Consider the following 19,798-nt stretch of genomic DNA (forward strand, 5'->3'; position numbering starts at 1 on the left):
GCCGGGCCTCTTTCCCCGGGACTTCAGGACTCCGGCCGCCGGTGCGGATGTGCCCCGGCGGAGCCGTTGCCGACCGGCCGTCGGACCGGTCGGCAACGCCGCCCGTCCTGTGTCAGGAGATCGCCTTGATCGCCTGCCAGCCGCCGGCGCCGACGACAGAAGGAGTGCCGACCAGCCCGGTCCTGCGACCCGGCACGAACTCCAGCCCGGCGGTGGTGTTGGACGTGGTGGTCCACAGATCGGGCACGCCGTCCCCGTTGGAGTCACCGCTCGCTGTCACCAGAGGTCGCGTCGCCGTGGTCCAGCCGCTCGCGTACTGGGTGCGGCCGGAGCCGACACCCAGCGAGGCCGGATCGGTGCCGCCGTCCGGAACGCCGTCGCCGTCCGCGTCCCCCCTGCTCTTGCCGTGGTAGACCCAGAGGGCACCGGAGGAGTTGTCCCGGGCGACGAGGTCGACGAAGCCGTCGCCGTCCACATCGCCGGGGGAAGCGAGCGTCATCGCGGCCCAGCCCGAGTTGCCGATCAGGTAGCCCGACTCGAGGGATCCGCCCGACCAGCCGGGAAGGAACCAGAGCTGGTCGCCTATGACCGCGACGAAGTCGGGGTTGTAGCTCTCCGTGTTCGGGGTGATGTCCCCGACGGAGACGATCTGCTTGACCGCCGAGGTGTCGGTGGGGACACCCGTCTCGTCGTCGGGGAAGACGTACACCTCCTGCTTGGTGTCCTCGGTGAACTCGCCCTGGCCGTTGTTCGGGTAGAGCCACAGCTTGCCGTCGGACTTGCGGGCGACGAGGTCCTCGTAGAAGTCCTCGGTCCAGTCACCGCGGTGGGTCATCAGCGCGTCCGACCAGCCGCCGCCCGACGAGAGGGGGAGGGCGTTCGCGACCGCGCCGTTGCCCGTACCGCCGTACAGCCGCAGATTGTCGGTGCCGTCCACCGCGAACATGTCGGGCAGGCCGTCGCCGTTGACATCACCCGGCTTGTCCATCACACCGGGGCTCCTGACGTAGAACCGGTACGGATAGATCGGTCCCGCGTTCTTCCCGGCGTCGAAGGCCTGCACGTACAGGGTGTGCGGACCGGGAGTGAGCGGTGTCACCGTGATCTCGGCATCGCCTCCCGCGGTCGCGGGCTTGGCGGAGTTGTTCGGCGGCGTGCGGTCCAGGCCCCACTTGTACTCGGCGATGTCGCCGACGCCGTTGGCGCCCAGGATGAACTGACCGGGAGTGCGCGCGAGCGCACCCTCGGCGTTCTCCGGGTAGACGTCCTCCTTGGACTGCACGGTCGGCATCACCGACGGTGCGGTCGGGTCGAACCCGAAGCGGCAACCGGGAGCCCCCTGAGTGGGAGTCCAGTCGGAGGCGAAGCCCGCGTCGGCGACGTCTTCGACCTGGGCCTTCCACGAGAACTGGCCGTTGGAGGCGCCCTTGTGCTGATCGAGCAGCGCCTTGGGAACGATCACCCGGGCTGGCGCTCCCGCGGAGTTCTTGGCCGAGACCGTGACCTTGACCTTCTTGTCGAAGAACACGCCGGGCGCCACGTCGTGCTTGCCGGTCGCCCACAGATGGAACTGGACGTTGACGTCACCGCCGTCCGGGTCCCAGACCTGGGCCGTGAGCGTCACATCCGTGTTGCCGAGTGTCACGTACGAGGAGCCGTTCCCGCACTCCGTCGCACTGACCTTGGTGCTCGGGATCGTGTCGAGCGCCCACGGCGCCTTCGGCGGACGGTTGAAGTCGACGATCAGCTTGGCGTCTGGCTTGAACTTCTTCCAGCTGTACGCGTCCTTGTTGTCCTCCGCGCTCTGCGGGGCGCGAAGACCGAAGGTGATGTTGGTCCACTTACTGGCGGCGGCCTTGACCGCCGCGTCCTTGGCGGTGAAGTCGACCGCTTTGTCCGGGCAGCCGAAGGACTCGTTGCCGTGTGCGTAGTTGCGGCTGTCCTGGCGAGTGGACCAGGACGGTTGCTTGTTCCATGTGGTGGACGAGCTGATGGAGCCGGTCAGGTAGAGCTCGACGGGCTTCGCGGTGCAGGACCAGGAGTGCGTCTCGGTGATCTGGAACTGCGCGTCGATCACCTTTACACCGGCCAGGAACTTGGAGTCGACCCGGAAGAACGACCGGGCGGTGCCGCCGGTCGAGCTCTCGTAGCCGACGCGGGCCTCGCTGGTGGTGCCGCCGTTCCAGCCGGTGCCGTTCCAGTAGCTGTTGTTGGGGTGCGGCTTGTAGGCGATGGTCCAGGCCTGGCGGGTGCCCGTCATCCGCGGGTCGATGTAGACCGGGTACGTGGTCCCGGGGTCGTCCAGCAGTTCCTGGTCGGGCGTCAGGGTGAGCTGGCCGCCCGCCACAGTGACCCCGACGTCCGCGCTGTTGGTGCCGGGCGTCAGATCGGTCGGGGTCTCCTCCTGCGCGGCGGCGGTGGCGGACGGCGCGGTCGTCGTCGCCGACAGCGTCCTCGCGGAGGCGGTTCGCGCCGCGGGCGCCGTGGCGGTCTGCGCCGCGGTCGAATCCTCCGAGCCGGAGGAGTCCCACATCCGCGGCGTCGACGTCGCGAACACGGTCTGCCCGACCGGGTTGACGGCGGTCAGAGTGCCGCTCGCGGCGTCCTTCCTGAGCGTCAGACCATCGGCCTTGAGGTCGAAGTCGATGGTGGCGAGCTCGGGATTGTCCGCCGCTGCGGCCGACTTGACGATCAGCGCCTGGCTGAAGCCGTCCACACCGGCGGCGACCGCGAGGTCGACACCCGGCAGCACCTCGCGGTACGTGGCGGTGGAGCCTTCGAGTTCCGGCTCGGGCAGCGGTTTCGGCCAGCTCAGGGAGATCTTCCGGCCCTGGTCGGTGAGGACCACGAGCGGGTCGGCGCCGCCGGCCGAGAAGGTCACGTTCCCCGCCGCGGCCCTGGGCGCGACACGCCCCCTGACCTCGGCCAGTGTGGTGTCGATCGGGGTCCAGGCGCCCTCGCGCTTCACGCGCTGCGGGACGGAGTGCTGGACACGGCGGAGGTTGCCGTTGGGCAGGGCGTACGTCTCGCTGGTCTCACTGCGCTCCGAGAGCACCTCGACCTGCTTGCCGGTCTCCTTGGCCTGCCGCAGGGCGTGTGCCTCCGAACCGGCCGGAGCGGAGGAGGTCTTGTCCTCGGCGGCGGCCGAGGAGGTGAGTCCGATCGGGGTGAGGCCAAGCGAGCCTCCGACGAGAGCGGCAACGAGCGCCGTGCGCGCGGTCCGTGTCGCCCCCCGTCTCCACGCACCTATCTCTGACATGTAGTTGAACCCCCCAGGTCCGTTCAGTCGTGAAGTCGATCTCAAGCGACTCCGGCGGAACAGTACACGGGACCTGACGACAGGGTTTTGCCTACTTGTGGCGAAACGAGGGGTTGTGTCATTGCAAAGGACTGTGTTGCAGGCAGAGATCTCGCGCCTTAGGGTCACGTCGATCAACTGTTCAGTTGCGTAGGGTGGGGGTAGCTCGTGCAACAATTCCTACGCCAGTTGCGCTACTTGGGGCACTGGCATAGATCCGTTTCCTTCGTCGCCTTCATGGCGATGATGATCACTCTGATACCGGACGATCCGGCGGCCGCCGCAGGCCGTGGCACGGATCTCGAAGAACTCAAGCGCGACCGCTCGGTCGCCGGCCGGGCGTTCTCCAAGGAGCGTCGCGAGGCCAGGAACGCCGCGGCCAAGGACTGGCAGCCGTCGCTGGGCAAGGTCCCGGCCGGCGACTACCTGGTCCAGGTCACGGACCCGCAGGGCAAGACTCCGAAGAAGGCCGCCAGGCAGCGCCTGGGAGCCGCAGGCGGCTCCGCGCTCGGCAAGGCCCCGGAGGCGCTCGCGAAGCTGCCGGTGCGGCTTCGTCAGGCGCAGGATGCCCCGCGGTCGAAGGGCGCCCGGACCAAGGCGCCGAAGGCCGCGGCCGGTTCCGCCGCCCGGGTCCAGGTCAAGGATGCCGCCACGGCCCGCAGGGCCGGTGTGGAGGGCGTCCTGTTCACCGCCACCCCGGCGGCAGCCGAGGACGGCACCGCCGGTGCCGCGTCCGGCGCCGTGGAGGTCGAGCTCGACTACTCGGCCGTCAAGGACACCTTCGGAGGCGACTGGGGTTCCCGGCTCCGCCTCGTCCAGCTGCCCGCCTGTGCGCTGACGACCCCGCAGAAGGCGGAGTGCCGCACCCGCACCGAGCTGCGCGGCTCCAACGACCCGGCGGCCCACACCGTCGACGCCACCGTGGACCTGGGCTCGGCGCCCGTGCAGGGCTTCGCCGCCCGCAGCACCGCGGCCGCCCCGATGGTCCTCGCCGCCACCGCGGCCGCGTCCGGTCCCGGCGGCAGCCACGAGGCGACCTCGCTGTCGCCGTCGGGCTCCTGGATGGCGGGCAGTTCCTCCGGCGGCTTCTCGTGGACGTACCCGATCGAGGCACCCGAGGTCCCGGGCGGACCGCAGCCGGAGATCGAGCTCTCGTACTCCTCGCAGTCCGTCGACGGCCGCACCGCGTCCACGAACGCCCAGTCGTCGTGGGTCGCCGAGGGCTGGGACTACGAGCCCGGCTTCATCGAGCGCAAGTACCGTTCCTGCTCCGACGACAAGGGCAAGGTCGACGACAAGGCGCCGAACAACACCACCGACAACGGTGACCTGTGCTGGGGCTCCGACCACGTGGTGATGTCGCTGGGCGGCAACACCACCGAGCTCGTGAAGGACGACGCCACCGGCAAGTGGCGCCCCGCCGACGACGACGGCACCAAGATCGAGCAGAAGACCGGCGCGGTCAACGGCACCAAGGACGGCGAGTACTGGATCGTCACCGGCACCGACGGCGTCAAGTACCACTTCGGTCTGAACAAGCTGCCGAACGCCACGACGCAGACCACCAACTCGGCCCTGACCGTGCCGGTGTTCGGCAACCACCCCGGTGAGCCCTGCCACGCCACGGCGTTCATGGACTCCGACTGCACCCAGGCCTACCGCTGGAACCTGGACTACGTCGTCGACCCGCTCGGCGACGCCATGACCCTGTGGTGGAACAAGCACACGAACTTCTACGGCCAGAACATGAAGGCCGACCAGCAGATCTCGTACGTGCGCTCCGCCGATCTGGCCCGCATCGACTACGGCCAGCGCTCGGACACCCTGTTCTCGGCGCAGCCCGCCGGCCGGGTCTCCTTCACCGTCTCCGAACGCTGCATCCCGAACGCGACGTTCGACTGCGCGGAGTCCAAGCGGACCACCGCCAACGCCTCGCGCTGGCCGGACACCCCGCTCGACCAGGAGTGCAAGTCCGGTGCCCAGTGCACCGACAAGTTCTCCCCGACGTTCTGGTCCACCAAGCGCCTCACCAAGATCAGCACGCAGGTGCTGGCCGGGTCCGCGCTGACCAACGTCGACTCCTGGGCGCTGGAGAGCTCCTACCCGGACACCGGTGACGGCACGTCACCGGCGCTCTGGCTGGACTCCATCACCCGCACGGGCCACGGCGCGGGCTCGTCCGCGGCCATGCCGAAGGTCAGCTTCTCGGGCGTCCAGCTCGACAACCGCGTCGACGGCGTCGAGGGCCTGCCGCCCTTCTCGCGACTGCGCATCAACGCGATCGACACGGAGACCGGCGGCCGCATCGGCGTGTCCTACTCGCCGCGCGACTGCCAGGTGCTGGAACCGCGCCGCATGCCGGCCTCGCCCGAGACCAACACCATGCGCTGCTTCCCGCAGTACTGGACCCCCAAGGGCGCGCTGAAGCCCGTCCAGGACTGGTTCCACAAGTACCTCGTCACCGAGGTGCGCGAGGAGGACCTGGTCACCGACAGCCCGGCCAAGGTCACCTCGTACGAGTTCATCGGCGGCGCCGCCTGGGCCTACGACGAGAGCGAGTTCACCGAGAACAAGCACCGCACCTGGTCCCAGTACCGCGGCTACGAGCGGGTCCGCACCCGCCTCGGCGCCGGCGACGACGTCAAGCAGCTCTCCGAGCACCGCTACTTCCGCGGCATGCACGGCGACAAGCTGCCCAGTGGCACCCGGACCTCGGTCATCGAGGACTCCCAGGGCGGCACCGTCAACGACCTGCCCCAGTACCAGGGCCAGTTGCGCGAGCAGATCACCTACGAGTCCGACGGCGGCGCCGTCGACTCCTCGACGCTCACCACCGCCTGGTCGGAGAAGACGGCCACCCGCGCCCGCACCGGCACCACGCCGCTGGAGGCGTGGATGACCCGCCCGGAGACCGTCCGGACCCGCGAGCGGGTCAAGGGGGAGACCTGGCGGACGTCGACCGAGACCACCAAGTACGACAGCTACGGCCTGCCGTACCAGGTGGACGAGACGACGCCCGGCGGCAAGCGCATGTGCTCCACGACCACGTACGCCCGCAACACCGCGGCGTACCTGCTGGAGTCCGAGTCCCGCGAACTCACCACCCTCGGCGCCTGCGGCACCACGGGCGGCGAGGTCATCGAGGACACCCGCACCCTCTACGACAACCTGGCCTTCGGCGCCGCGCCCACGAAGGGTCTCGCGACCGAGGTCCAGGAGCTGAACGCCGAGGGCACCGGCTACATCACGATCGACAGGACCGAGTACGACATCCACGGCCGCGAGACGGCGACCTGGGACGCCGAGAACCGCAAGACCTCGGTGACGTACACCCCGGCGACGGTCGCCCGCCCGACGAAGCAGGTCTCCACGGACCCGCTGGGCCACACCGAGACGACCGACTTCGACGCGGTGCGCGGTATGCCGCTCGTGGAGACGGACGCCAACGGCAAGAAGGCGACGATGCAGTACGACCCGCTGGGCCGGCTGCTGAAGGTCTGGGAGATCGACCGCGACCCGGCGACGCAGACGCCGACCGCGGAGTACGGCTACACCGTGCGCCGCGACGGCCCGACGATCGTCACGACGAAGACCCTCAAGGACAACGGCCAGTACGCCGTCTCCTACGAGATCCTCGACGGCCTGCTGCGTGAGCGGCAGACCCAGGACGAGGCAGTCGGCGCCGGCCGCATCGTCAACGACACCTTCTACGACACCGCCGGCCGCAAGTGGAAGGAGAACGACGGCTACTACAACGACCTGGAGCCCGAGGCGAAGCTCCTCCAGGTCGGTGACAACGAGGTCCCGTCGCAGAACCGGACGACGTTCAACGGCATGGGCGAGCCCGTCGCCGAGGTGACGTACTTCCGGGGCGTGGAGAAGCTCCGCACGACGACGGAGCGCGACGGGGACGTCTCGACGACGATTCCGCCGAAGGGCGACACGGTCACGGCCTCAATCGAGGACGCCGAGGGGCGCGTCGTGGAGCTGCGTGAGTACACCAAGGACGATCGCAGCGCCTGGCGCTCCACCAAGTACGAGTACGACGACCAGGATAACGTCGCCAAGATCACCGCGCCGGGTGGGGCGGTGACGTCATTCGAATATGACAAGCGCGGACGGCAGACCTCGTCTTCCGACGCGGACGGTGGCAAGACGACCTACCGGTACGACAACTCGGACAGCGTGGTGTCGACCACCGATGCTCGTGGCAACACGCTTGTGACGACCTATGACGCGGCTGGCCGTGTCACGACCGTCAGGGACGGGAACGAGGCCGGGCCGAAGCGGGTCGAGTTCACGTACGACACTCTTTTCAAGGGCCTGCCCACGGCTTCGATTCGTTACGACGGGGCCAAGGCCTACCGTGAGGAGGTGACCGCGTACGACCCCGCCTACCGGGTCAAGTCGACGAAGACCGTCATCCCGGACGAGGAAGTGGGCCTCAACGGCACGTACACGTACAACTATTCCTACACGCCGACCGGCAACATGGCGTGGGCCGAGGTGCCGGGTGTCGGCGGGCTCACCACCGAGCGGGTGGTCTTCCGGTACAACGCCGACGACCTGCCGATCTCCATCGGCGGCGCCTCGACCTACCTCAACCAGGTCGAATACTCGGCTTTTGGCGAGGTTCTGCGTACCGAGGCGGGCCCGGCCACCAAGAAGGTGTACGGCAGCTACATCTACGACGAGTTCACTCGACGGTTGACCCAGTCCACCTTCGACCGTTCGATCGCCCCGGGACGCATCAGCGACACCCGCTACTCATACGACGCCGCGGGCAACGTCACGAAGATCACCGACACCCCGGGTGAGGCAGCGCCTGACAGCGGCGTGACGGATACGCAGTGCTTTGTCCACAACCAGCTGCGCCAGATGACCTCTGCGTGGACGGCCAAGACCGATGACTGCACGGCCGCGCCCTCGAAGGACACGGTCGGTGGCCCGGACGCCTACTGGCAGTCGTTCGAGTTCGATGCTGCGGGCAACCGCACGAAGCTCATCGAGCACGACACGACTGGTGACACGACCAAGGACGTCACCCGCACCTACACCTACGGCAAGGCAGGTGTCGGCGGTCCGAGCGCTCTGGCTGAGGTCAAGTCGGTCGGCCCCGAGGGCGAGCGGCTGAACACGTTTGCCTACGACCAGGCGGGCAACACAACCGGGCGTCAGAACGGCGGCACCACTCAGACCCTGGAGTGGGACGCCGAGGGAGAGCTGCGGAAGGTCACCGAGCCGGTGGAGGGCGGCGGTACCAAGACCACCTCCTACCTCTACGACGCCGGTGGTGAGCGTCTGATCCGTGTCGGTCCGGACGGCAGCAAAACGCTGTACCTGGGTGACGCCGAGCTGACGATCAGCGCCGATCTGACGAAGAAGACCGCTGAGCGGTTCTACGGCCACCCCGACGGCGTGATCACTGTCCGAGCGACTGGTGGTGTGCGACAGGTGCTGCTGTCCGACCAGAACGGCTCCTCCCACACTGCCGTCGACATGGTCGCCGCCGACATGGCCGTGACCCGGCGGAAGCTGATGCCGTTCGGTGAAGAGCGCGGTGGAGCGCCGGCAGCCTGGCCCGGCCAGCGTGGTTTCGTCGGTGGCACGGTGGACAAGGACACGGGACTGACGACGCTCGGCGCCCGTGAGTACGACCCCACCACCGGGAGGTTCATCTCGGTCGACCCTCTGGTCGACTACACGCAGCCCGCGACGATGAACCCGTACGCCTACAGCAACAACGCGCCGGTCACGTTCTCCGACCCTGACGGGCAGTTTTTCCCGATCCTGATCGGTATCGCGGCCCGTATCGCCATTCAGGCGGCCATTCGTGCTGCGGCCCGCCGCGCGGCGATCATCGCGGCCCGCAAGGCGGCTCAGGCGGCGGCGCGTCGTGCCGCGGCCCTGGCCCGCAAGCGTGCCATCGAGGCGGCCAAGCGTGCTGCCGCGAAGGCGCGTCGCGAGGCGGCCCGGAAGGCAGCTGCGGCCAAGCGCGCCGCGGCCAAGCGTGCCGCTGCTCGCGCGGCGGCCAAGCGTGCCGCGGCCAAGCGTGCCGCGGCACAGGCTCGGGCAAAGGCTGCTCGTGCGGCCGCCAGGCGAGCCGCTGCTCGGCGTGCAGCCGCGCGCAAGGCCGCGTCCCGCCCGAAGCCGAGGCCGAAGCCACGCAGCGCTCCGAAGCCGAAGCCGAAGCCCTCGGTCGTCAAGAAGGTGGTCAAGCAGGCCCGCAAGGAGGTACAGGAGCAGGTCCAGGAGGAGGTGCAGGCCACCGCGTGCAAGGTGGGAGGCGGAAACAGCTTCGTGCCTGGCACTCTCGTCCTGATGGCTGACGGGTCCAAGAAGCCCATCGACAAGGTGAGAACTGGCGACAAGGTGCTCGCGACGGACCCCAGGACCGGCGAGACACGGAGCAAGACGGTCTCGGCGACTATCGTCGGCAAGGGCCCCAAGAAGCTGGTCGACATCAGCTTCAGGTTCCACGGCGGCAAGGCCGGTGAGGCTGGAACGGTCGTGAAGCTCACCGCCACGGACAACCACCCGCTCTGGGTGCCCGCAATGCAGGACTGGGTCGACGCGGGCAAGCTCCGCGGCGGCCAATGGCTGCAGTCGCCCACCGGAGAGTGGATCCGGGTGGAGTCGGTCCAGAAGCGCACCGAGCGCGCCACGGTCCGCAATCTGACCGTGAACGACATCCACACGTTCTACGTGATCGCTGGCATCAAGCCGGTCCTCACGCACAACTGCGACGGCGAGATCCACTGGGTCAAGGAGAACGCCAGCATGAGCAGCGCGGCCCGGAAGTACGACGACGGTGCTGTAGGCTCCAGGACCGGCTATGCGCCCGCACTCCAGTACTACAAGGAGAACGGGAAGAGTCTCTCCCAGGTCAAGTTCGACGGCTTTGACGCTCAGAACGGTGTGCTCGTCGACCGCAAGCTCAGCATCAAGTTCTTCAACAAGACGTGGCGTCAAGCCCTGAACCAGTCGCTGGCACTGGAGCAGAACGGTTATACAGGGCGGTGGGAGGTCCCCACCGCAGCCGAGGCCAGACGAGCGCGGAGAATGCTCGGGGCGCTGCTGATTACAAACATCAAGGTAAGGGTGGTTCCCAAGTGATGGAACTCAACAGAGTCCTGGCCAGGGCATTCGCGAGTATCGTTGTCTCGATCGACCTCTCTGATGACGATGCCATCGACCCTGACGTCGCGACGGACATTCTGGAGCCTGCCAGCGCGTTGCTCGACGACCTGAGCGAGCAGGACCGCCGGGCCTTTGCGGACATGCTGGTCGAGCTGGCCGAGCTGGAGGAGAACCCCGAGCGGCGTCAGGCGATGGCGGATCTTCCCGACGTTCTCGGTCTCCTCGACGAGGAAGAGGACTGACGGCCGCGTACGCGTGAGCGCGACCAGTGGATGAAGGGCCCGGCCTCACGCGTGAGGCCGGGCCCTGCCACATGAACATCAACCCGGGCAGGCGATCGCCGAGACCCCGTTATTCCTGTCCGACGAGCTCGTCCGGATCGGCTACGGTGACGGTTTCGACGAGCCCGACGCAACGGGGCACACTGTCGAGAAGCCGGTCGATGTGTTCAACGGTCTGCTTCCTGACGATTCTTAGGACGAGTAGTCGCGTCATACGGCGAAGGGGCCGGCCCCCACATGGTGGTGGAGACCGGCTCGCTTGGAGTGAACATGTCGCTAGACATCCTCGTGCGTCGCTTCCCGGAGACGGGAGCGGTCGAGCCCGCTGAGCGCGAGCACCATGTGCCCGCGCCGCTCGCCGCGGTGTTCGGGCGGATGGCCGGCCGGACGCTCGCCGAAGGCTTTCTGCGGTTGCACACGCCCGCCTCCGCGCATGAGTCGTACGCGCTGTGCGCCCGGCTGATCGGAGGGCTGGAAGGGCGCTTCTTCCCCTTCGCCTTCGACTGGAGCGGGCGTGAGCTGTTGTTCGACGTCCGTGATCCCGAGGCGCGGCCCCGGTACGTGATCATGGTGGATCCGGAGGAGGGCGAGCACTACACCACGGATCTGGGGCTCGACGACTTCTGGGTCGTGGTCGCCGACGAGGACGAGGACGCGCTCGCCTTCGACTACTTCGACGAGTGGCGGAAGGCCAACCCCGGCGCGGGACCCGTCGGGTTCGACCAGGTCGTCGGGTACAAGGTGCCGCTGAGCCTCGGTGGGGCGGACGATGTGGCGAACCTGGAGCTCACCGGGCGCCAGGTGTACGTCGAGCTGTGCGCGCAGATCGCGCTGCAGCTGAGGGAGAGCTGAGCCGCAGCCGTCGAGCTGTGGGGCACCGCACGCCTCCGTCCTCTCCACAGCCCCGCAACCGTTCGTACGATGAGGGGCAACCCAAACAGACAGGAGCAACCATGTTCGGCGGTGCGTTGAACGAGCTGTTCGCTCCTGGGCGGCGGCACACCGAGGAGGAGCGGCGGCGTCAGGAGCTCACGCTGGAGGAGGCCGGTGACGCCGATCCCGGGCGCGGGCCGATAGACCTCGGGAGTGGGGTCGTGCTCATCCGGGTCCCCGCGGCACGGGACGAGGCGCGTTCCGCCGAGGGGGAGCCGGAGGACGGCGACAAGAACGCCGAGGGCGCTGAGCACACCAAGGCTGCCGAGGATGGCAAGAACGCCGGGGATGGCAAGAACGCCGAAGCGGCCCGGGCCGCCGAGGGCGCTGAGTAGACAGAACTGCTCGCGGTGGGCGCACTCGCCCCAGCGGCCCGTCGCCCACACGCCGGAGGGCCCGGCCCCTCGCGATCGCTCGCGTGGGGCCGGGCCCTCCGTCACGTACCGCCTCGGCGGCGTCAGGCCTCGTAGACCTCGTTGACCAGCTGCTGCTGCTCCGCCTGGTGCCGCTTCGCCGAGCCCACCGCCGGGGACGACGAGTGGGGGCGGGAGATGCGGCGCAGGCGCTCGCCGTGCGGGATGTCCGCGCCGACCGCCAGGTCCAGGTGGTCGATCAGGTTGAGCGCGATGAACGGCCAGGCACCCTGGTTCGCCGGCTCCTCCTGGACCCACAGGTACTTCTCGGTGTTCGGGAACTTGGCGATCTCGGCCTGCAGTTCCGCGCCCGGCAGCGGGTACAGACGCTCCAGGCGGATGATCGCCGTGTCCGTGGCACCGCGCTTCTGCCGCTCGGCCTCCAGGTCGTAGTAGACCTTGCCGGAGCAGAAGACGACCTTGCGGACGTCGGCGGCGTTCACCGAGTCGTCGCCGATGACCGGGCGGAAGCCGCCGGTGGTGAACTCCTCCACCTTGGACGCCGCTGCCTTCAGACGCAGCATCGACTTCGGGGTGAAGACGATGAGCGGCTTGTGGTGCGGGTTGTGGACCTGCCAGCGCAGCAGGTGGAAGTAGTTCGACGGCAGCGTCGGCATGGCGACCGTCATGTTGTTCTGCGCGCACAGCTGGAGGAAGCGCTCCGGGCGGGCGGACGAGTGGTCCGGGCCCTGGCCCTCGTAGCCGTGCGGCAGGAGCAGCGTGACGCCGGAGGTCTGGCCCCACTTCTGCTCGGCCGAGGAGATGAACTCGTCGACGACGGTCTGGGCGCCGTTGACGAAGTCGCCGAACTGGGCCTCCCACATGACCAGCGACTCCGGGCGGGCCAGCGAGTAGCCGTACTCGAAGCCCATCGCCGCGTACTCGCTGAGCAGCGAGTCGTAGACGTTGTAGCGGGCCTGGTCGTCGGACAGGTAGAGCAGCGGGGTGTAGTCCTCGTTGGTCTCCTGGTCCACCAGCACCGCGTGGCGCTGGCCGAAGGTGCCCCGGCGGGTGTCCTGGCCGGCGAGCCGGACCGGGGTGCCCTCCATCAGCAGCGAGCCGATGGCGAGGGTCTCGCCCATGCCCCAGTCGATCGTGCCGTCCTCGACCGAGGCCGCACGGCGCTGCAGCTGCGGCAGCAGTCGCGGGTGGACGGTGATGTTGTCGGGCACGTTGACCTGGGACTCGGCGATCCGCTTGACGACCTCCTGGGAGATCCCCGTGGTGACGGACACCGGGAACTCGGCCTGGGCGTCCGGGACATGGGCCGGGGCCGGGTGGCTGGTGGCCTCGCGGACCTCCGCGAAGACCTTCTCCAGCTGGCCCTGGAAGTCCTGCAGCGCCTGCTCGGCCTCCTCCAGCGTGATGTCGCCGCGACCGATGAGGGACTCGGTGTAGAGCTTGCGCACCGAGCGCTTCTTGTCGATCAGGTTCACCATCTGCGGGTTGGTGAACTGCGGGTTGTCGCCCTCGTTGTGACCGCGGCGGCGGTAGCAGATGAGGTCGATCACGACGTCCTTGTTGAACGTCTGGCGGAACTCGAAGGCCAGCCGCGCCACACGGACGCACGCCTCCGGGTCGTCGCCGTTCACGTGGAAGATCGGCGCCTCGATCATGCGGGCCACGTCGGTCGCGTACATCGACGAACGCGACGACTCCGGGGCGGCGGTGAAGCCGACCTGGTTGTTGATGACGATGTGGACCGTGCCGCCGGTGCGGTAGCCGCGCAGCTGCGACATGTTCAGGGTCTCGGCGACGACACCCTGGCCCGCGAAGGCCGCGTCGCCGTGCAGGGCGACAGGCAGGACGGTGAAGTCCGTGCCGCCCTTGTTGATGATGTCCTGCTTGGCGCGGACGACGCCCTCGAGGACCGGGTCGACGGCCTCCAGGTGCGACGGGTTGGCGACCAGCGAGACCTTGATCTGCTCGCCGTCGAGGCCCGTGAAGGTGCCCTCGGCGCCCAGGTGGTACTTCACGTCGCCGGAGCCGTGCATCGACTTCGGGTCGAGGTTGCCCTCGAACTCGCGGAAGATCTGCGCGTACGACTTGCCGACGATGTTCGCCAGGACGTTCAGCCGGCCGCGGTGGGCCATGCCGATGACGACCTCGTCGAGGCGGGACTCGGCCGCCGAGTCGATGACCGCGTCGAGCAGCGGGATGACGGACTCGCCGCCCTCCAGCGAGAAGCGCTTCTGGCCGACGTACTTGGTCTGCAGGAAGGTCTCGAAGGCCTCCGCCGCGTTCAGCCGGCGCAGGATGCGCAGCTGCTCCTCGCGCTCCGGCTTGGCGTGCGGGCGCTCCACCCGGTCCTGGATCCACTTGCGCTGCTTCGGGTCCTGGATGTGCATGAACTCGATGCCGGTGGTGCGGCAGTACGAGTCGCGCAGGACGCCGAGGATGTCGCGCAGCTTCATCATCGACTTGCCGCCGAAGCCGCCGACCGCGAACTCGCGCTCCAGGTCCCACAGGGTGAGCCCGTGCTCGGTGATGTCCAGGTCGGGGTGCTTGCGCTGGCGGTACTCCAGCGGGTCCGTGTCGGCCATGACGTGGCCGCGGACCCGGTAGGAGTGGATCAGCTCGAAGACCCGGGCGGCCTTCGTGACGTCGTCGTCGTGCGAGGCGTCGATGTCCTTGAGCCAGCGGACCGGCTCGTAGGGGATGCGCAGCGCCTCGAAGAGGTCGTCGTAGAAGCCGTCCTCGCCGAGGAGGAGGTTGGCGACGATCCGCAGGAACTCGCCGGACGCGGCACCCTGGATGACCCGGTGGTCGTACGTCGAGGTCAGGGTCATGACCTTGGAGACGCCCAGCTTGTTCAGGGTGTCCTGGGAAGTGCCCTGGAACTCGGCCGGGTAGTCCATCGAGCCGACGCCCATGATGACCGACTGCCCGGGCATCAGCCGCGGCACGGAGTGGACGGTGCCGAGGCCGCCGGGGTTGGTCAGGGAGACGGTGACGCCGGTGAAGTCGTCCATCGTCAGCTTGTTGCTGCGGGCGCGGCGGACGATGTCCTCGTAGGCCTGCCAGAACTCGAAGAAGTTCATCGTCTCGGCCTTCTTGATGGCCGCGACGACGAGCTGCCGGTCGCCGTTCGGCTTCACCAGGTCGATGGCGAGGCCGAGGTTCACGTGCGGGGGCTTGACCAGGACCGGCTTGCCGTCCTTCTCGCCGTACGACCAGTTCATCGACGGCATGGACTTGATCGCCTGCACCATCGCGTACCCGATGATGTGCGTGAAGGAGATCTTCCCGCCCCGGGCGCGCTTCAGGTGGTTGTTGATGACGATCCGGTTGTCGAAGAGCAGCTTCACCGGGACCGCGCGGACGGACGTCGCCGTCGGCAGCTCCAGCGAGGCGTTCATGTTCTTCGCGACCGCGGCGGAGGGACCGCGCAGCGGCAGCATCTCCGGGCCCTCGGGCGCCTCGGCGGCCGGAGCGGCCTTGGCGGCGGGCTTGGCCGGAGCGGCGGCTGCGGGCTTCGCCTGGGCTGCGGGCTTCGCCGGAGCCGGGGCCGGGGCGGCGGGCTGCGCGGGGGCCGCCGGAGCCGGGGCCTGCGCGGCGGGAGCCTGCGCGGCGGGGGCCGTGGGCGCCGGAGCCTGTGCGGTGCCCGGCGTCTGATCGGCCGCTGCGGCCGGCTGCGCCGGCGCGGCCTCGGTGGTGGCCCCGCCGCCCGGCTTGTAGTCGGCGAAGAAGTCCCACCAGGCGCGATCGACCGAATTCGGGTCCTGGAGGTACTGCTGGTAGATCTCGTCGACGAGCCACTCATTGGCCCCGAACGCGGCGGCGGGGTTCTTCCCCTGCCCGTCGGGGTCGGTCGAAGTACTCGAGTTACTGGGGGACTGAGACGACACGGCGGCAACCGCCCTCTTCCGCTTCACAAGGTGATGGACAGCGGAAATAAAGGCTACGCCTACGCGGCGGGGAGGTGCAGGCCGGGCGTGGTCATCGTCGCCTAAGTCACACCTGACAGCCGGTTTCGACGTAGGAAATGGCGGGAAACAAACGCGGTTTCCCTACGGACTGGGTACGGCGGAACGTGGCTGCGGCCCCGCGGGCCGCAGCCCTGTCCTGCTCCCCGGACGTATGGACGCAGGACGCGCCGGTCCGGTTCGCCACGGGCTTCGCTCCTCTTCGAACCCTACGTCAACCGCGCGACGAGGGGATTCCCGGAAGAGTGACGCGGATGCAGCAGCCGCGCGTCGATTCGGCCACGCCTATGCGGCCGCCGTGCAACTCCACCGCCCAGCGCGCGATGGCCAGGCCCAGGCCCGTGCCCCCGTCGCTGCCCGAGCTGTGCTTCGACGGGGCGCTGCCCCGGTTGAACCGCTCGAAGACCTTGTGCCACTCCGACTCGGGGATCCCGGGACCTTCGTCCTGAACTTCGAGGTCCAAGGACTCGTCCTGGGCGCCCCGGCGGGCACGAACCGTGACCCTGCCGTGCGGAGGGGAGTGCTTGACCGCGTTGTCGATGAGATTCGCCACGACCTGGTGCAGCCGCTCGGCGTCCGCGTGCGCGGTCAGCTCGGGCGGCGACACGTCCAGGTGCAGATGGACGTCCTTGCGGGTGTGGCTGCCGGAACCGGAGGACAGCCTGCGCTGCCCGGCGGCCAGGTTCGCCTCCTTCAGCACCCCGGACAGGTACGGCCAGACCTCGAAGCGCCGGGCCTTCAGTGTGACGACGCCGTTGTCCAGCCGGGAGAGGTCGAGCAGCGTCTCGACCAGCCGGGACAGCCGCTCCGTCTGCTTGAGGGCGGTGCGCATCGTCTCGGGGTCGGCGGCCGAGACGCCGTCCACGACGTTCTCCAGCACCGCGCGCAGCGCCGCGATGGGGGTGCGCAGCTCGTGCGAGACATTGGCGACCAGCTCCTTGCGGTGCTGGTCCACGGCCTCCAGGTCGTCCGCCATGCGGTTGATCGTGGAGGCGAGGTCGCCGAGTTCGTCCCGCCGGCCGTCGCCGATCACCCTGCGCGTGAAGTCGCCGTGGGAGATCGACTTCGCGACGGTGGTCATCTCGTCCAGCGGGGCGGTCAGCCCGTGAGCCACGAACTGCGTGATCAGCAGCGTGGTGATCATGGCGAAGACCGTGATGTAGCGCAGCTCGGCCCCGGTGCGGAAGGCGACCAGCGCCAGCCCGGTCGTGATCAGTACCGCCACGACGACGAGGGCGCCGAGCTTGGTCTTGATCGAGATCTCCACCGCCCCCAGCCGGGTCCGGAACCGGCTCTGCCGGATCATGGCGCCGGGGTCTCCAGCGCGTACCCGACGCCGTGGACCGTACGGATCCGCTCTGCGCCGATCTTGCGGCGCAGCGCCTTGATGTGGCTGTCGACCGTGCGGGTGCCGGAGGCGTCCGCCCAGTCCCAGACCTCCGCGAGCAACTGCTCGCGGGAGAGGACCGCACGCGGGGTGTTCGCCAGGCAGACCAGCAGGTCGAACTCGGTCGGCGTGAGGTGCACGTCCTCGTTCCGGACGCGCACGCGGCGCTGGGCGTGGTCGATCTCCAGCTCGCCGAGGCGCATGATGCCGCTGCGCGGCGTCACGGCGGCCAGCGCGGCGCGCTCCACCCGGCGGAGCAGGACGTGCACCCGGGCGGCCAGTTCGCGCATGGAGAACGGCTTGGTCATGTAGTCGTCGGCACCCACGCCGAGCCCGACCAGCATGTCGGTCTCGTCGTCGCGGGCGGTGAGCATCAGCACCGGCACGGGCCGCTGCGCCTGCACCCGGCGGCACACCTCGAGGCCGTCGAAGCCGGGCAGCATCACGTCGAGGACCATCAGGTCCGGCTGCCAGGCCTCCGCGGCGTCGACGGCCGCCGGGCCGTCGGTCGCGGTCTGGACCTGGAAGCCCTCGGCGCGCAGACGGGCGGAGATGGCGTCGACGATGGTGGTGTCGTCCTCGACGACCAGCACCCGGCGCTGGGCACTTCCGGTCGTGTGTGCCGCCGCGCCGTTGCTGCTGGTGTGTGTCTGCTCCATCGCCCCGCCCCTGTCGCGCACTGCGAGCTGCGTGTAGATCGGTGTGTCAGGTAGGCAGCGTAAAGGCACCGACCAGGTCCCGGCTACGCAGGGCGAACTGCCAGATGAACCACGTCGGGTACGCCTCGGGCAACCCGGATCTCTTCGGTTCTTACCCCGCTGAATCCGGCATTCCGCAATGAGTCTTCGAAATTCCGGGAAGGCTGCGCCGACCAGACGGCGAGTATCCCGCCGGGGCTCAAACACCGTGCACAGGCAGCCAGTCCGTCCGGCGAGTACAGGCTGTGGTTGTCCTCGGTGACGGTCCAGTCCGGACCGTTGTCGATGTCGAGGCAGAGCGCGTCATACGTGTCCGAAGTGTTATGGAGATGGGCCACGAGGTCCGCGCGCAGGACCGTGGTGCGCGGATCGGCCAGTGCCGCCGCGGAGATGTGCTTCAGCGGGCCGGACAGGTGCCAGTCGATGATCGCCTGTTCCCGTTCTGCGACGGTGATCCGGGACCAGCCGGGCTCGGCGGCCGCGCGCGCCAGCGAGAAGCCGACGCCGAGTCCGCCGATGAGCACGGACGGGTCCGGCCTGCCGCCGAGCGCCCCGTACGCGGCGTCCATGAGCAGGCGTTCCGAGCGGCCGTCCGATGTGTCCATCAGGAAGCAGCCGTTGGCGATGATCTCGTGGATCTCCCCGCCGGGGCCACCGCGTTCACGCAGGACGACTTCGCCGTACGGCCCCTCCCGCCGGTCGAGGGTCCGGGGGGCGGTGGTATGGCTGAGAGGCTCCATGGACGCCCAGGCTATCCGTGGCCGGCCGGCCGGCCGCGTGGCCGGGGCCACGTACGTCGCGGGCGGTGGTCGCGCGGCCCGGGTCACGGGGCGGGGCAAGGGGGACGGAGGGGGCTTCGCACGATGCGACGGCTTGGAGCATCGCGGTACGCCGGGACGGATCGCACCGATGGCGGTCAGGCGCCCCGGGGCGGGGGAGCGCCCGCAACCGGTGCGCGCGCGGCCGCCCGGCCGGCCCGGCTCGTCCCGGACCCCCGGGGCACGCCGTTCACGTTCTGGTACGCGCTGGTCCTGCTGGGGACCTCGCTGTACGCCCGGTACGGCGACCCGGCCACCGTCTCGGTCCTGCTGCACGGTTCGAGCACGGACGTCGCCCATCTGGCGACGGTGCCGCTGCTCGTGCTCTTCGCGAGCGCTCTGTGGGTCGCCGGCGGGCTCGCCTCCCCGTACGCCCTCGGGCTCGTCCTCGTCCTGACGGCGCTGGAGCGCCGGGTGGGCGGTCTGCGGGCGGCCGCGGTGTTCCTGGCCGGTCATGTGACCGCCACCCTCGCCACCGAGATCCCGGTCGGTCTCTGGGTCATGGCCGGGCGGCTGCCCGAGACCTCACTGCACCGGCTCGACTACGGAATCAGTTTCGGTCTGCTGGCGAGCGTGGGGGCGCTGACCGCATTGTTCCGGCCACTGCCGCGGACCGCGGTGCTCGCGGGCGTGTCGGCGCTCCTACTGCTGGACCTGCTCGCCTACGAGGACCCGCTGAGCAACTGGGGCCACCCCCTGGCCCTGCTGACCGGCCTGGCCGACGGCCCCCTCGTACGCAGGTGGGCACACGTCCGGGAGCAGCGGCGCCGGGAGGAGTCGCAGGAGCAGGCGTGACGGGGGTGACGGGAGTGCCGGGACGAGCCGAGTGACCGGGACGAGCCGGAGCGAACCGGGGAGGGGAGTGGAGGGGCGCGGCGCTGCCCGGCCGGGGGAGGGGCGGGGC

At 69.2% G+C, this 19,798-nt stretch carries 10 protein-coding genes; 5 read left to right on the forward strand and 5 right to left on the reverse strand.

The window, feature by feature from the left end; all coding sequences use genetic code 11:
* Nucleotides 1–112: 112 nt before the first annotated feature.
* The gene (locus tag BLT82_RS05280) at nucleotides 113–3,259 is read right to left on the reverse strand and encodes a VCBS repeat-containing protein (RefSeq protein WP_107490231.1); all 3,147 of its coding nucleotides are present in this window, start codon (nucleotides 3,257–3,259) and stop codon (nucleotides 113–115) included.
* A gap of 276 nt (nucleotides 3,260–3,535) precedes the next feature.
* Here BLT82_RS05280 and BLT82_RS05285 point away from each other — a divergent pair, with 276 nt between their 5' ends.
* From BLT82_RS05285 to BLT82_RS37760, 4 genes are all read left to right on the forward strand, one after another.
* The gene (locus BLT82_RS05285; protein WP_093652611.1) at nucleotides 3,536–10,414 is read left to right on the forward strand and encodes an RHS repeat-associated core domain-containing protein; all 6,879 of its coding nucleotides are present in this window, start codon (nucleotides 3,536–3,538) and stop codon (nucleotides 10,412–10,414) included.
* Nucleotides 10,414–10,680, forward strand: coding sequence for a hypothetical protein (locus BLT82_RS05290; protein WP_093652703.1), 267 nt, complete (start codon nucleotides 10,414–10,416; stop codon nucleotides 10,678–10,680). The genes BLT82_RS05285 and BLT82_RS05290 overlap by 1 nt, the downstream gene beginning before the upstream one ends.
* A 309-nt stretch (nucleotides 10,681–10,989) precedes the next feature.
* On the forward strand, nucleotides 10,990–11,571 hold the full coding sequence (locus BLT82_RS05295; protein ID WP_167745963.1) for a T6SS immunity protein Tdi1 domain-containing protein: 582 nt from the start codon (nucleotides 10,990–10,992) through the stop codon (nucleotides 11,569–11,571).
* Between the two features lie 101 nt (nucleotides 11,572–11,672).
* Nucleotides 11,673–11,987, forward strand: a complete 315-nt coding sequence (locus tag BLT82_RS37760) for a DUF6191 domain-containing protein (RefSeq protein WP_244291836.1) — start codon at nucleotides 11,673–11,675, stop codon at nucleotides 11,985–11,987.
* Between the two features lie 122 nt (nucleotides 11,988–12,109).
* On the opposite strand, the gene BLT82_RS05305 is transcribed toward BLT82_RS37760, so the two are convergent.
* The 4 genes from BLT82_RS05305 to BLT82_RS05320 all read right to left on the reverse strand — a co-directional run bounded on the left by BLT82_RS05305 (nucleotide 12,110) and on the right by BLT82_RS05320 (nucleotide 18,816).
* A complete protein-coding gene (locus tag BLT82_RS05305) occupies nucleotides 12,110–15,913 on the reverse strand; it encodes a multifunctional oxoglutarate decarboxylase/oxoglutarate dehydrogenase thiamine pyrophosphate-binding subunit/dihydrolipoyllysine-residue succinyltransferase subunit (RefSeq protein WP_093652613.1) in 3,804 nt (1,267 codons plus the stop codon).
* A gap of 292 nt (nucleotides 15,914–16,205) precedes the next feature.
* Nucleotides 16,206–17,297 (reverse strand): sensor histidine kinase, encoded by a 1,092-nt coding sequence (locus tag BLT82_RS05310; protein ID WP_093652614.1) that lies wholly within the window; start codon nucleotides 17,295–17,297, stop codon nucleotides 16,206–16,208.
* Nucleotides 17,294–18,037 carry a response regulator transcription factor gene (locus BLT82_RS05315; protein ID WP_093652615.1) on the reverse strand — a complete coding sequence of 248 codons (744 nt, stop codon included), beginning with the start codon at nucleotides 18,035–18,037 and terminating at the stop codon, nucleotides 17,294–17,296. Before BLT82_RS05315 ends, BLT82_RS05310 begins: the two co-directional genes overlap by 4 nt.
* 83 nt (nucleotides 18,038–18,120) lie before the next feature.
* The gene (locus tag BLT82_RS05320) at nucleotides 18,121–18,816 is read right to left on the reverse strand and encodes a spermidine synthase (protein WP_093652616.1); all 696 of its coding nucleotides are present in this window, start codon (nucleotides 18,814–18,816) and stop codon (nucleotides 18,121–18,123) included.
* 123 nt (nucleotides 18,817–18,939) lie between these two features.
* Between BLT82_RS05320 and BLT82_RS05325 the strand changes: the two genes are divergently transcribed.
* Nucleotides 18,940–19,689, forward strand: coding sequence for a rhomboid-like protein (locus BLT82_RS05325; RefSeq protein WP_208867708.1), 750 nt, complete (start codon nucleotides 18,940–18,942; stop codon nucleotides 19,687–19,689).
* Nucleotides 19,690–19,798: the final 109 nt, after the last annotated feature.

The organism is Streptomyces wuyuanensis (genome assembly GCF_900103455.1).
GTDB classification, from domain to species: Bacteria; Actinomycetota; Actinomycetes; order Streptomycetales; family Streptomycetaceae; genus Streptomyces; species Streptomyces wuyuanensis.

Coding starts and splice junctions, on each gene's coding strand:
- BLT82_RS05280 (WP_107490231.1), bottom strand. CDS start 3,259: ATGTCAGAGATAGGTGCGTGGAGACGGGGGGCGACACGGACCGCGCGC.
- BLT82_RS05285 (WP_093652611.1), top strand. CDS start 3,536: ATGGCGATGATGATCACTCTGATACCGGACGATCCGGCGGCCGCCGCA.
- BLT82_RS05290 (WP_093652703.1), top strand. CDS start 10,414: ATGGAACTCAACAGAGTCCTGGCCAGGGCATTCGCGAGTATCGTTGTC.
- BLT82_RS05295 (WP_167745963.1), top strand. CDS start 10,990: ATGTCGCTAGACATCCTCGTGCGTCGCTTCCCGGAGACGGGAGCGGTC.
- BLT82_RS37760 (WP_244291836.1), top strand. CDS start 11,673: ATGTTCGGCGGTGCGTTGAACGAGCTGTTCGCTCCTGGGCGGCGGCAC.
- BLT82_RS05310 (WP_093652614.1), bottom strand. CDS start 17,297: ATGATCCGGCAGAGCCGGTTCCGGACCCGGCTGGGGGCGGTGGAGATC.
- BLT82_RS05315 (WP_093652615.1), bottom strand. CDS start 18,037: ATGGAGCAGACACACACCAGCAGCAACGGCGCGGCGGCACACACGACC.
- BLT82_RS05320 (WP_093652616.1), bottom strand. CDS start 18,816: ATGGAGCCTCTCAGCCATACCACCGCCCCCCGGACCCTCGACCGGCGG.
- BLT82_RS05325 (WP_208867708.1), top strand. CDS start 18,940: ATGCGACGGCTTGGAGCATCGCGGTACGCCGGGACGGATCGCACCGAT.